This is a genomic window from Nonomuraea soli, assembly GCF_013761175.1.
Classification (GTDB): Bacteria; Actinomycetota; Actinomycetes; order Streptosporangiales; family Streptosporangiaceae; genus Nonomuraea; species Nonomuraea soli.
The window spans coordinates 98,731-110,771 of the sequence record NZ_JACDUR010000011.1; the positions used below are offsets into that span (position 1 = coordinate 98,731).

The following is a 12,041-nucleotide window of genomic DNA, read 5'->3' on the forward strand; positions in this document are numbered from 1 at the left end:
AACAGCAGTGTCGGTTAGGTGGGAGGTTCACCCGTGGACGACAACAACACGGTCGGACGGCGCCGCTTCGTCACGGGCGCCATGGCCACGGTGGCCGGAGCGGCGACGAGCCCCCTGTGGGGCACGCAAGGAGCCAGAGCGGCGGCCCCCTCCCTGGTGGGCGCCGCCGCCGGCCGGAACGTCGCGATCTTCGGAGCCGGGATGGGCGGCCTCAGCGCCGCCCACGAACTCGCCGAGCGCGGCTTCCAGGTCACCGTCTACGAGCGCAAGACCCTGGGCGGCAAGTCCAGGAGCATCCCCGTCCCCGGCACCGGCGCGGGAGGCCGCCAGGATCTGCCGGGCGAGCACGGCTTCCGCTTCTTCCCCGGCTTCTACCAGAACCTGCCCGACACGATGAGCCGGATCCCGTTCGGCTCAGGCACCGTGCGCGACAACCTCGTGGCCGCCACCCTGGAGGTCATCGCCTACAAGGGCAAGGAGTTACGCGTCCCGATCCCCGGCGACGTGGGAGGAGTGCTCACCCCCGAGGCGATCAGAGACTACCTGCGCACCGCCCTGACCGCGCTGACCACCGTGCCGATCCTGCAGATCGACTTCTTCCTCTCCAAGCTCATCACCTTCGTCACCAGCGGTCCGCGCAGGCGGCTGGGCCAGTGGGAGAACATGGCGTTCTCCGACTTCATCAAGGCCGACATCATGTCGCAGGAGTACCGCGACCTGCTGGTGCACATGTTCACCGCCTCCCTCGTGGCCGCGCAGCCCGACAAGGCCAACACGCGCACCATGGGCCTGATGTTCGAGGCGCTCATCTTCAGCGGCCTCGGCCTCGGGCCGTACGGACCACCGGACCAGGTGCTCAACGGGCCCTCGAGCGACGTCTGGATCACCCCCTGGATCAACCACCTGACCAGCATGGGCGTGCAGTTCAAGGTGGGCTGGACGGCCACCGGCCTCGACTACTCCGGCGGGCGCATCACGGGCGTGCGCGTCACCGACCCCAGCGGTGCCGCCGGCACGGTCACCGCCGACCACTACGTCGCCGCGATGCCGGTCGAGCGCCTGCAACCCCTGCTCACGCCCGCCCTGAAAAGCGCCGACCCCGCCCTGGCCAGGCTCGGCCTGCTGGAGACCGACTGGATGAACGGGGTGATGATCTACCTCAAGGAGCCCAGGCCGATCGCCGAGGGCCACCTGATCTACGCGGCGACCCCGTGGGCGCTCACCTCGATCAGCCAGGCGCAGTTCTGGAGCAACGACTTCGCGGCGACGTACGGCGACGGCCGGGCGACCGACTGCCTCTCCCTCGACCTGTCCGACTGGAACACACCTGGCATCCTGTTCGGCAAGACCGCCAAGCAGTGCACTAGGCCGCAGATCGTCCAGGAGGTCCTGGCGCAGGTGCGCTCGGCCCTGCCGGGCGGTGCGGCCATGCTGCCCGACTCGATCGTGCACTCGTGGTTCGTCGACCCGGCCATCACGGGCGAGGGCACTGCGGCCGTCGCCAACGAGGAGCCGCTGCTGATCAACACCCCGTCGTCGTGGTCGAACCGGCCAGGCGCGACGACCCGCATCCCCAACCTCTTCCTCGCCGCCGACTACGTGCGCAACAGCATCAACCTGGCCACGATGGAGGGCGGCAACGAGGCCGGGCGCATGGCCGCCAACGCCATCATGGACGCCGCGAGATCCTCGGCGACCAGGGCGCGGCTGTTCGAGCTCTACCTGCCGCGCGAGTTCGACGCGATCTACGACAGCGACGACATCCGCTACCTGCTGGGTCTGCCGAACAGGTTCGACCTGCTCAGCCCCTACTGGCCGGGACGCACCTAGAGCCGGGTCGCGGCGATCATGCGCTGACCGATGTCCAGGACCGCCGCGCGGAGCTCGGGGCACTCGACCACACGGAACGGCACGGGCAGGACGGCGAGCTGCTCGGCGTACCACTGCGGGTTGCTGGTGCTGCCGAGCAGGCGCGTCGTCGCCGGGTCGACGGGTTCGAGTGTGCCCATGATGCGCGGCAGGCAGCGGCCGGCGTCCGGGAGCGGCGCCTCGATGATCACCTCGACCTCGAACTCCCACCCGGCCGACAGATTCGTCTCGAGCATGGCCACGGGATCCAGGTCGGGGGGAGGGGTGAAGGGAGCGTCGAGGACGGCGGCGGACCGCACCCGGTCGACACGATAGGTGCGGACGGCGCCGGCGGAATGGGAGTGGCACAACAGGTACCACCGGCCGTGCCGTACGACCACGGACCAGGGGTCGACCTCGAAGTCCCGCTCCGAGCCCGCCTCCGAGCGGTAGCCGATGCGTACGCGGCGGCGCTGGGAGCAGGCCTGGACCAGGGTGGTCGTGATGTCGGGATCGGGCCGCGCGGCGGCCCGGTCGGGCGCGGGGGCGGCCGCCCGCCGTACCGCCTCGGCCTGGGCGGCGACGGGCGCGGGCAGGGCCCTGATGATCTTGCCGAGCGCGCTCCCGACGAGGTCGGTGGGGTCGCTCGCCGCGTGGTGGCCGTCGAGCACCGCCATGACCAGGCCGAGCGCCTCGGTCGCGGTGAAGGTCAGCGGCGGCAGGCGCAGGCCGCGCCCCACGGTGAAGCCGCCGAACGGCCCGCGCGTCGACTCGATGGGGATGCCCGCTTCGCGGAGGATCGCGACGTAACGGCGGGCGGCGCGTTCGGAGACGCCCAGCTTGTCGGCCAGGCGCTCGGCGGTGATGCCGGGTGAGGCCTGGATCAGTTCGAGGGCGAGCAGCGCTCGCGCGGTGGGGCTCATGTGTGATTCCGGAAGGGTAACGTCCGGATCGGAATCTAGCATGGCGCGCATGGAGCTCGAGTTCAGCGGCGAGGTCTGGTACTGGCGCGGCCCCGCCCCGTGGTTCTTCGTCACGGTGCCGGAGGAGCAGAGCCTCGACCTGCACCAGGTGTCCGCCGGCGTCACCTACGGCTGGGGCATGATCCCGGTCAGCGCGCGCATCGGCCGCACCGAGTGGACGACCTCGTTGTGGCCCAAGGACGGGCTCTACGTCGTGCCGGTCAAGACGGTGGTGCGCAAGGCCGAGGGCATCGACGAGGGCGACGTCGTGACCGTACGGCTCAGCACGGGCTGAAGCGGCCGGGCGTCCAGGTGTACTCGATGACCGGCATCACGAACCCGGCGGGGAAGGTCTCGTCGAACTCCCGGGTGACCTGCCCGCCCATGCGCTCGTAGAAGGCGATGGCGGGCGTGTTGTCGCGCAGCACCTCCAGATAGAGCGACGCTCCCGGATGGTGCGCAGCCGTCCAGGCGAACGCCTCCCGCATGAGCGAACGCCCGATGCCCGAGCGCTTGAGTCCCGGCTGGACGTGCAGGTTGTCGAGCAGCACCCGCCCGTCGTGCTGGGGGACCAGGTAGGCGAATCCCTCGTGAGCGCCCGCGATGAGCAGGCACGCGTCGTCGGCCGCGTAGGTGAGACGGGCGTCCCAGAGTTCGAGCCGCTCCTGGAGCAGCGGCCCCGCCAGGTACTCGTCGGGCAGGATGCCCGCGTAGGCGTTCACCCAGCTGTCGACGTGCAGCGCGGCGATCTGTGGGGCGTCGGCGAGTGTCCCGAGTCTCATGCGGCGGAGCTTACGCGAGCTCCTCCAGCAGCTCGTCCACGAGCCTGCGGACGGGCTCGGTGACCTCGTCGACGTATCTCTCCAGGACGGCGATCGCCTCGTGCAGATCGGGCAGCAGCCGGACCGGCATCGACAGCAGGGCCTCGTCCTCGACCGCGGCCGTGCCCTCGATGCGGAAGGCGCCGTCCCTGAGCGCGAACGACACCGAGAAATGTACCTCGCGGCCGTCCGGAAGAGTGAAGACCGTGCCCGTGGCCGCCCCGCCGTCGGGGATGAGGTAGGAGAACGCCTGGTGGCGCACGTGGGGGTGGTCGAGGTGGAAGAAGACCTCGCTCGCCCGGCCCAGGGACACCAGCAGCGCCGCCGCGCCCTGACCCTCGATGTCCACGGTGACGAGCGTAGATGATATTCGTCCACCGTTGCGGGTGTGTGCGCGCTTACGTCAGGATCTTCGACACCCCTCCGTGAAAGGAAGCACCCCGTGAAACGTATGGTGCTGATCGCCGCCCTGGCGGCCCTGGGAGTGCCCGCGCTGAGCGGCACCGCCGAGGCGAGCAACGGCGTGCCCGGCGTGGACGTGAGCAACTGGACCGGCGAGGTCGACTGGTCCACGGTGACCTCGGGCGGCGGCAAGTTCGCGTTCGTCCACGCCACCGAGGGCAGCGACTGGACCAGCCCGGCCTTCCAGAGCCAGTACGGCGGAGCGGCCGGCGCGGGGCTGGTGCGCGGCGCCTACCACTTCGCGCTGCCCAACTCCTCTGAAGGCACCCAGCAGGCCGAGCACTTCCTCGCCAACGGAGGCGCCTGGGTCGCCGACGGCCTCACCCTGCCCGGCGTGCTGGACCTCGAGGACAACCCGTACAAGGACCGCAACGGGCTCAACACCTGCTACAACCTGACGCCCGAGCAGATGGTGACGTGGATCAAGGACTTCACCACCACCTACAAGCGCAGGACCGGGCGGAACGCGATCATCTACACCACCACGAGCTGGTGGCGGACCTGCACCGCGGACTCCACGAAGTTCAAGGCCAACCCGCTCTGGCTGGCCCGATGGGGCACCGAGCCCGGCGAGCTGCCCAAGGGCTGGACCAAGCACACCTTCTGGCAGTCGGCCGACAAGGGCACGCTCGTCGGCGGGCAGGACTCCTTCAACGGCACCGAGAGCCAGCTCAAGGAGCTCGCCAACCCGCCCGCCGAGGTCAGCGTGGGAGGTACGGCACGCGGGCGCAAGACGTTCGTGCTCTCCCTGGCCAACACCGGGCCGCACCCGCTCACCGACATCCGCGTCGACGGCCGCGCCTTCGGAGGGAAGATCTCCAAGGCCCCCAAGGGCTGCAAGTTCAGCGGGACGGCGGTGAAGTGCCTGATCCCGAAGATCAACGTGGGGAAGAAGCTGAACCTCGTCTTCTCGATCAAGCCCAAGCCCGCCGGTTCGGTCGGGATCCGATTTACCGTGGGAGAGGTGAAGGTAACCCTTAAAGCATGATTTTCCGGGCGCTGCCAGGTCCAGCCAGGCACGGCGCGGCGGCCAGGGCCGGCGCGCTGGCCGTCCTGCTCCTCACCGCCGCCAGCGCCCCCGTCTGGCGGCAGGTCGACCCGGCCATCGTGACCATCGCCTACGAGCTGGAGAAGCGCGACATCGTCTACTCCTGGGGCGGCGGGCACGCGTCCCGGCCGGGTCCGTCGCGGGGGACCTGCCTCGGATACCGGGGGAAGATCAAACCGTGCCCGGCGGCCAAGACCCGCGGGCTCGACTGCTCGGGCTTCGTCCGCTGGGTCTACGCGCTGGCGCACGGCACCGACGTCCTGGGTCCCGGCACGACCGACGACCACATCGCCAAGTTACGCAAGGCCGCGATCCCGCGCCCCGGTGACCTGGTGTTCTTCGGAAAGAACGCCGCCAAGACCAGCCACGTCGGGATTTATCTGGGTTCAGGCGAGATGATGAACGCCCCCGAGACGGGCGCCAAGGTCCGCATCGACAAGATCGCCACCAAGAAGGGCCTCATCGGCTTCTACCGGCTCTGAACCATCTTGGTATGGCTGGTAACGCATGGGTCTGCCGAAAAATGAGAGACCCGGTCGCTACTGTGAGCCGCTATGGACAGGCGGTGGATCGGACCCGACGGCTACGAGGTGGCTCCCGCCACCCGCGCGGGGCGCCAGGTGCTCAGGATCCGCAGACACGGCTGGCTGATCGCCGACTGCGTCTCGGTCGAACAGGTCGCCCGGTTCGTCGCGCTCGCCGATTTATGCGAGGTGGTCCGGCTGCCGGTGGGCCGTCACTACCAGGGTGCCGGTTCCAGTTCGCATCATGGGTGAGTGCCGTGTATGGTTACACCTGTCCGCAGCGCCCAAGGGCGCAGCGAGACAGGCCCCTATAGCTCAGTCGGCAGAGCGTCTCCATGGTAAGGAGAAGGTCAACGGTTCGATTCCGTTTGGGGGCTCCACTTCCAGCAAGGCAAGCGCTCGGTCCGAGTCACTCGGAGCCGGGCGTTCTTCGTTTTGCTAGATCAACTCTCCTGCGCTCTCGACAGCGCCACTTCACGCCGCAGCGCCTCGTACGGCTGGTCCGGGGGCTGCCAGGCCGCACCGCATCGACATTGATGAGAACCGGCGCTCCGCCGCGCTCTACCAGGCAGCCCAGCGGCATCGGCTCCGGGCGGACCTTGGCCGCGCTCCGCGCTCTCAGAGCAGCCCCGCAGAATCCCATGGGTGACTTTTTGTCATATTTCAGACACCAGGCGTAACGATATCCGGTCCCCCAAGGACAACCAGTCATGAAGCGCATCATCAGCCTCGCAGTCATCGCCGCAGCCCTCACCGCCTGCGGTGGGCAAGAGCCAACGCCGGTCGGGAATCGCGCCGCACAGCCGGAAACCGTGGTCGCTACCCCCGTGCAGCCCACGCAGGAGCCTGTCGCCGAGCCTGATATCAACCCAGAGGCGATCGAGATGCTGGGCAAGCCGCGCTACTGCCCCGACTCCATCGGATCCAAGATCGTGTGCGTCAAGTTCACCAACAAGCGCGATGCCAAGACCGGCATCGAAGTCGAGTTCGAGGTCACCACCAGCAAGGGCGTCTTCACCGCGACCACGGTCGAGTACGACGTCCGCCCAGGCGTGTCCAAGACTCTGACCGCCTATGTCCACGACCAGGAGGCAGAGGGCGCCAAAGTGAAGAGCTTCAAGCTCGTTGCGGCTGACTTCGTGTGACACCCTGGGCGAGCTGCTCGATGACGCCGACCAGCGGGCGGTGGTCCGCCGTTGCCCGCTGCCGAGCCTGCAAGCGAACCCTCCGAGACCCTGAGTCGCTTGGCTGCATGATCGGCCCCACGTGCCGTACCAGCTAGGAATCGATGTCCGCTCGCCGGAGTCCAGTCTGATGGAGATCGCGGCTGTCGAGGCGTGGGCGTTTCTGCTGGAGTGGTTCGACACCGTCGTGGAGTAGGCAGGATGGTCAGGGCTTGGGCTTGAAGTCGACCTTCCACTTCTCGTTGTCGGCAGCTGCGATGGCCAGCTCGTAGATGCCGTCGTACTCGCGTGTGATCGTCACCGTGTTCTTCCGCTTGTCCCGGTCCTTGAGGATGATCGCCTCTGGGCTATCGACGTCCTCGTAGACCCAGGCGATGAAGAAGAGAAACGCTTCAGGGTCGTCGCCTGCGTCGTGGCTGATCGTGATGTCGTATTCCCCGTACAGCTTCAGGCCTGGCATGTCCTTACTCCCTGACCCGGCGAAAGAAAGGGGAACGGGCGGCGTTTCGGGAGCCGCGCTGCACGCGGCGGCGGTGAGGGTGAGGACGGCGACGATGGCGTAGGCCAGGATCTTGCGCAACGAGGTCCTTAGAGAGGCGTGCCGGGGGCGATAATCATGCCAAAGCGGCCATGACGGCGCATCTGGGAATGCTGCGGACGTGCCGGCTGCTCGGTGCCGAAAACGGCTTCGCACTGCCGCGGAGCCGGGGCATCCTCGCCTGGCCGGACATCGCCCTGCCGTCCGCCCAGAAAGGTGTCCGCCTGGTACGGCAGGCGGTCTGCAATGGCGGCCCGTGAGCCGCGCCGCGTCTCCAAGCACCTGTGCTGCCATGCCACCTGGCGACCCTGGCTCAGTTGGGATGACGAGAGTGCCGAAACCGGGACTGCGCCACCACTCGAGGCGGTCCTGCGGTGTTGGCCTTGGACAAGGACGACGCCCTCGTAGAGTGCGTACGCTCCACCTTCGGGAGGGCGTCGTGATCAAGTGCCCATCGCGCCGTGGCGCCGACCTCCTGCCTGCAGGGAGCGCTTCAGCGCATTGCTCGCGGCGACGCGCTGACCCGGCTGTTCGACGTCACCGCTGTTCACCGAGGACATGGTCGTCGGCTACTGGACAACGGTCGCCTTCTCCGGCGCTGCAGGACGCGGTGAAGTTCGCGCGCGAGGAGGTTAACGGCACCGAGATCACCGATTAGAAGATCGGTGAGAAGGTGTTCGCCTACCTGCTCGGGTAGGCCCCACAAACCCCCTCGTCTGAGTGCGAGGGTGCGTTAGGAGGGCAAGCTGAGGCTGAAGGTGACAACGGGCCACAGTGGAGGTTCGAAGCCTCCCTCGGGCTCTCGTGGGCGGGTAGCCCAAGAGGTAGAGGCGGCCGATCAAGTTCAGACTCTCGCTCCAGATTCAGCATTCCCGTCGAGCGCCAGATCGACCGGGGGCAGGCTGTGCTAGTGAGATGCCGGTTCGAATCCGGTCGGGACCTCTCCATGGTTCCGTGGCTCAACGGCAGAGTGCACATCGTGAGGACTGACCTGCTCTCTTGCATGCCGCTGGCGCCGTCATGGCGGGCGGCACTTCGAAGGCCCCCGCTTGGGTGGTCCGGGGGACCGCTGTCTTTCAGGTCGCGGAGACGTGGGCCCCGATCTGGAAGTGATTGAGGCCCGGAGTTTTCATGTGCTGAGGGAGGCGGCAGTGGGCCGGCCTCGACGATCCCTCATCATTGCGCCCTGGGGGCGCCGCTAGAACCCCTGTGAACGCGCGATCCTAAGCCGTGTAGTGGGCTCTTGATCTCGGACCAGCCCTTGTTCCAGAAGGAGTTGTACTGGTTCCCGAAAACCGGCACCTCTTGATACTTGCCGTCGATGTAGCCGTAGTACCAGCCGTGCAGCCAGTAGTTGAAGGCCTCGTGCGGTACCAGGCGCGCCAGGTGTTGGCCAGGTCGCCGTTGATCTGGCACGAGGGCCCTACGGCCAGGGTCACGGGCCGCGGCTGCGCGAAGGACAGGCATTCCCGCCATGGTGCTCAAGCAACGGTACGAATGGCGTTGGCATGCGTTCATGAAGGCCAGTCCCGATCCGCCTCTCCGTCCCACCTACTTTGTGGGCTGTCAAGTCGCTTGTCACTTCTTCTCACGGATGTGAGTAAAGAATCATGAGCTTTCGTCATATAAGCACATAGGCGCACTTCGGGATCCGATTTATCGTCCCGGGCATCCCTGTTTGGAGGTGCACATGCGCTTACCCCGCGCCACTCTCGTCACGCTCCTCGCCGTCCCGACGCTCGCGCTCACGGCCACCCCCGCCTCGAGCGCCGTCAGGGACGACCCCGCCCCCTCCAAGTCCGCCGCCGCGAGCTCGTCGGCCCAGGAGCGGGTGCGGCAGTTCTGGACTCCCGAGCGGATGGCCTCCGCGCGGCCGATGGAGATCAACCGCCGAGCCCGCGTCAACGGCCCCCTGCCCGAGGCGGGCACGCCCACCGTCGTCGAGCCGCTGCGCGCCAACAGCCCCGGCGAGCCCTGGACCGCCGGAGGTGCGGTGACCAGGACCGAGGGGCGCGTCTTCTTCACCTACCAGGGCAGGACCGCCTCCTGCTCCGGCAACGCCGTGACCAGCGTCAACAAGAGCGTCGTGATCACGGCCGGGCATTGCGTCAAGCTCGACGGGGCCTATCACACCAACTGGGCGTTCGTGCCCGGCTACAACAGCGGCAACGCGCCCTACGGCACCTGGGCGGCCACCACGCTGCTGACCACGCCGCAGTGGCACGCGAGCGAGGACATCAACTACGACGTGGCCGCCGCCGTGGTCGCACCGCTCAACGGCCAGCGGCTGACCGACGTCGTCGGCGCCCAGGGCATCGCGTTCAACCAGGCGCGCGGCCAGCTCATGTACGCCTTCGGCCACCCGGCCGCCTCGCCGTACGACGGTTCGCGCCTGATCTACTGCAGCGGGACGGCCATCAACGACTTCCTTCTCAGCAACGACCTCGGCCTGCGGTGCAACATGACCGGTGGCTCGAGCGGCGGGCCGTGGTTCCTGTCGTTCAGTGAGGCGACCGGCACCGGCATCGTGAACTCGGTGAACAGCTTCAAGTACAACTTCCTGCCCAGCTACATGTTCGGGCCGTACTTCGGCAACGACGCGCAGAACGTGTACAACACCGCGCAGAACAGCTAGACGCCGCGCGAGAGGCATGGGGCGCCAGGCCGCCGGGCCGCGTCCCATGCCGAGCGCTCAGCCGATCACCCCGATCATGCCCAGGAACATCATGACCACGAACACGCCGAGCAGGATGCCGTACATCCAGAACCGGGCCTGTTGCATCCTCCGGGCGAAATAGCGCTTGTGCCTCAGGGCGCGGTCCACCGCGCGGCGGGCCTGACGCTCAGCCCGCATCTGGGCGATCAGCCGTCGATCCATGGTCGGATTGTCCCAACTACTGCTGGGACTCGCTGCGCGCCCAACCCGGGAGCGGTGCCCGGGCTGGACGCCCCCCACTGGTCACGACGGTAACGCTCCCGTTTCTGGATGGCCAGAACGGGACCTTTTACGCGTCCCTCACGATCGCTGTTGACGATTACTGCTCATGCGCGATCCTGGGGCATACTGGTGGTACCCCCGCACGGCTTGGCCGAGTTCGAATGTGCTCCCAAGGTCGGGTATCCTCAACGGGTCCGGGTTGGTTGTGCCCGGACCATGGCGGAGTAGCTCAGTCAGGCAGAGCAAACGGCTCATAATCGTTGTGTCGCCGGTTCAAGTCCGGCCTCCGCTACAACCCAAACCCGAGCCCCCGGCTCGGGCATGGGTGTGTCCCAATCCCGAACGTAGAAAGGCACTCCCAAGTGGCTGCCACCGACGTTAGGCCGAAGATCACGCTGGCCTGCCAGGAGTGCAAGCACCGCAACTACATCACGCGGAAGAACCGGCGCAACGACCCGGATCGGCTTGAGCTGAAGAAGTACTGCCCCAACTGCCGCACCCACCAGGCCCACCGCGAGACCCGCTAGGCCGGTGCCGCAAGGCGGGGAGCTCACCGCTCGGTAAGAGCGGGACTCCTGAACATTCACGAGCACGACCGGTGTCCTCCTGGGGAGGGCGCCGGTTCGTCGCGTCAGCCGTACGAAACCCTGTCCGGGCCGGTGCCGGACGGGGTTTTCGGCGTACGGCGGAGCGCGCGCGGCCCTGTTGCCGAGACTTGAAAAGATCGCAGGCGACAGCCGAACCTTGTTCTGTTAGCGTCGGCGTCACCAAAGTCTAGGGACGACGAGGGGCGCAGCAGATGGCCTTGAACCGTGATTTCGTCGGACGCGAGTACCCGCCTTCGGCCTCGTACGAGGTCAGCCGGGTGAAGATCAAGGAGTTCGCCGCGGCGATCGGTGACCACAACCCGATCTACCGGGACAAGGAGGCCGCGCAGGCGGCCGGACATCCCGACGTGATCGCCCCGCCCACCTTCCCCATTGTCTTCAGCCTCCAGAGCGGCGGCGGAGCGCTGGCCGACCCCGACCTCGGGCTCAACTACGCCATGGTGGTCCACGGCGAGCAGCGGTTCGAGTACACGAGGCCGATCTACGCGGGCGACGAGCTGGTCACCAAGGCGACGATCACCGACATCCGCACGGCTGGACGCAACGAGCTGCTGACGATCCGCAGCGAGATCACCACCGTGGGCGGCGAACCGGTCTGCACCACGTACAACACGATCGTTGAGCGGGGAGGAGCGGGCTGATGGCGGCGAAGGTGCAGTACGACGCGGTCGAGGTCGGCCAGGAGCTGCCGTCCGCCGACTACCAGGTGCGCAGGGTGAACCTCGTGATGTACGCGGGCGCTTCCGGCGACCTCAACCCGATCCACTGGAACGAGCGTTTCGCCAAGCAGGTCGGCCTGCCCGACGTGATCGCGCACGGCATGTTCACCATGGCGCAGGCCGGGCGGTACGTCACGGACTGGGCGGGTGACCCGGGGGCGGTCGTCGACTACGGCGTGCGGTTCTCGGCCATGGTCGTGGTTCCCGACGACGATCAGGGGGCGACGATCACGGTCAGCGGGGTCGTGGAGGAGAAGCTCGAGGACAAGCGGGTGGTGATCGCGCTGACCGCCAGGTCGGGCGATGCCAAGGTGCTGTCGCGGGCCAGGGCGGTCGTGCAGCTGGCGTAAAGAGCGCGGCGTGTGAGGTCGAAGGGTCCACCTGGGCCG

The 12,041-nt window shown here is 67.6% G+C and carries 16 protein-coding genes and 2 tRNA genes; 13 read left to right on the top strand and 5 right to left on the bottom strand.

What is annotated here, in order from left to right; genetic code table 11:
- Window positions 1–33: 33 nt before the first annotated feature.
- Entirely contained in the window at window positions 34–1,830 is a 1,797-nt protein-coding gene (locus HNR30_RS43745) for an FAD-dependent oxidoreductase (protein ID WP_312895055.1), read from the top strand.
- Here HNR30_RS43745 and HNR30_RS43750 read toward each other — a convergent pair.
- Window positions 1,827–2,771, bottom strand: a complete 945-nt coding sequence (locus tag HNR30_RS43750; RefSeq protein WP_246380252.1) for a helix-turn-helix transcriptional regulator — start codon at window positions 2,769–2,771, stop codon at window positions 1,827–1,829. The genes HNR30_RS43745 and HNR30_RS43750 overlap by 4 nt on opposite strands.
- 49 nt (window positions 2,772–2,820) lie before the next feature.
- Here HNR30_RS43750 and HNR30_RS43755 point away from each other — a divergent pair, with 49 nt between their 5' ends.
- A complete protein-coding gene (locus HNR30_RS43755; RefSeq protein WP_181616136.1) occupies window positions 2,821–3,105 on the top strand; it encodes a DUF1905 domain-containing protein in 285 nt (94 codons plus the stop codon).
- Here the strand turns inward: HNR30_RS43755 and HNR30_RS43760 are convergent.
- Window positions 3,092–3,592, bottom strand: coding sequence for a GNAT family N-acetyltransferase (locus HNR30_RS43760; protein WP_181616137.1), 501 nt, complete (start codon window positions 3,590–3,592; stop codon window positions 3,092–3,094). The genes HNR30_RS43755 and HNR30_RS43760 overlap by 14 nt on opposite strands.
- Before the next feature lie 10 nt (window positions 3,593–3,602).
- Window positions 3,603–3,980 (bottom strand): hypothetical protein, encoded by a 378-nt coding sequence (locus tag HNR30_RS43765; RefSeq protein ID WP_181616138.1) that lies wholly within the window; start codon window positions 3,978–3,980, stop codon window positions 3,603–3,605.
- A gap of 102 nt (window positions 3,981–4,082) precedes the next feature.
- On the opposite strand from HNR30_RS43765, the gene HNR30_RS43770 reads away from it, so the two are divergent.
- The 6 genes from HNR30_RS43770 (at window position 4,083) to HNR30_RS50730 (ending at window position 6,947) form a co-directional block, all read left to right on the top strand.
- Window positions 4,083–5,081, top strand: a complete 999-nt coding sequence (locus HNR30_RS43770; RefSeq protein ID WP_246380262.1) for a lysozyme — start codon at window positions 4,083–4,085, stop codon at window positions 5,079–5,081.
- The gene (locus HNR30_RS43775; RefSeq protein ID WP_181616140.1) at window positions 5,078–5,623 is read left to right on the top strand and encodes a C40 family peptidase; all 546 of its coding nucleotides are present in this window, start codon (window positions 5,078–5,080) and stop codon (window positions 5,621–5,623) included. The genes HNR30_RS43770 and HNR30_RS43775 overlap by 4 nt, the downstream gene beginning before the upstream one ends.
- 72 nt (window positions 5,624–5,695) lie before the next feature.
- Complete coding sequence (locus HNR30_RS43780) at window positions 5,696–5,917, top strand: transposase (RefSeq protein WP_181616141.1); 222 nt, start codon at window positions 5,696–5,698, stop codon at window positions 5,915–5,917.
- Between the two features lie 52 nt (window positions 5,918–5,969).
- A tRNA-Thr gene (locus HNR30_RS43785) sits at window positions 5,970–6,045 on the top strand.
- 330 nt (window positions 6,046–6,375) lie between these two features.
- Window positions 6,376–6,810 (top strand): membrane lipoprotein lipid attachment site-containing protein, encoded by a 435-nt coding sequence (locus HNR30_RS43790; protein ID WP_181616142.1) that lies wholly within the window; start codon window positions 6,376–6,378, stop codon window positions 6,808–6,810.
- 20 nt (window positions 6,811–6,830) lie between these two features.
- Window positions 6,831–6,947, top strand: a complete 117-nt coding sequence (locus HNR30_RS50730; protein ID WP_376771788.1) for a DUF6011 domain-containing protein — start codon at window positions 6,831–6,833, stop codon at window positions 6,945–6,947.
- A gap of 107 nt (window positions 6,948–7,054) precedes the next feature.
- Here HNR30_RS50730 and HNR30_RS43795 read toward each other — a convergent pair whose 3' ends face one another.
- Complete coding sequence (locus HNR30_RS43795) at window positions 7,055–7,429, bottom strand: hypothetical protein (protein ID WP_181616143.1); 375 nt, start codon at window positions 7,427–7,429, stop codon at window positions 7,055–7,057.
- A 1,648-nt stretch (window positions 7,430–9,077) separates the two neighbouring features.
- Here HNR30_RS43795 and HNR30_RS43800 point away from each other — a divergent pair.
- Window positions 9,078–10,022: a trypsin-like serine peptidase gene (locus HNR30_RS43800; protein ID WP_181616144.1), complete on the top strand. Its 945-nt coding sequence runs from the start codon at window positions 9,078–9,080 to the stop codon at window positions 10,020–10,022.
- A gap of 57 nt (window positions 10,023–10,079) precedes the next feature.
- Here HNR30_RS43800 and HNR30_RS43805 read toward each other — a convergent pair whose 3' ends face one another.
- Entirely contained in the window at window positions 10,080–10,265 is a 186-nt protein-coding gene (locus tag HNR30_RS43805; protein ID WP_181616145.1) for a hypothetical protein, read from the bottom strand.
- Window positions 10,266–10,543: 278 nt separating this feature from the next.
- Here HNR30_RS43805 and HNR30_RS43810 point away from each other — a divergent pair.
- From HNR30_RS43810 to HNR30_RS43825, 4 genes are all read left to right on the top strand, one after another.
- A tRNA-Met gene (locus HNR30_RS43810) sits at window positions 10,544–10,617 on the top strand.
- Window positions 10,618–10,687: 70 nt separating this feature from the next.
- Window positions 10,688–10,852 carry a 50S ribosomal protein L33 gene (gene rpmG, locus HNR30_RS43815; RefSeq protein ID WP_181616146.1) on the top strand — a complete coding sequence of 55 codons (165 nt, stop codon included), beginning with the start codon at window positions 10,688–10,690 and terminating at the stop codon, window positions 10,850–10,852.
- Window positions 10,853–11,124: 272 nt separating this feature from the next.
- Window positions 11,125–11,574, top strand: a complete 450-nt coding sequence (locus HNR30_RS43820; protein ID WP_181616147.1) for a MaoC family dehydratase N-terminal domain-containing protein — start codon at window positions 11,125–11,127, stop codon at window positions 11,572–11,574.
- Window positions 11,574–12,002: a MaoC family dehydratase gene (locus HNR30_RS43825; RefSeq protein WP_181616148.1), complete on the top strand. Its 429-nt coding sequence runs from the start codon at window positions 11,574–11,576 to the stop codon at window positions 12,000–12,002. Before HNR30_RS43820 ends, HNR30_RS43825 begins: the two co-directional genes overlap by 1 nt.
- The last annotated feature ends 39 nt before the right edge of the window (window positions 12,003–12,041 follow it).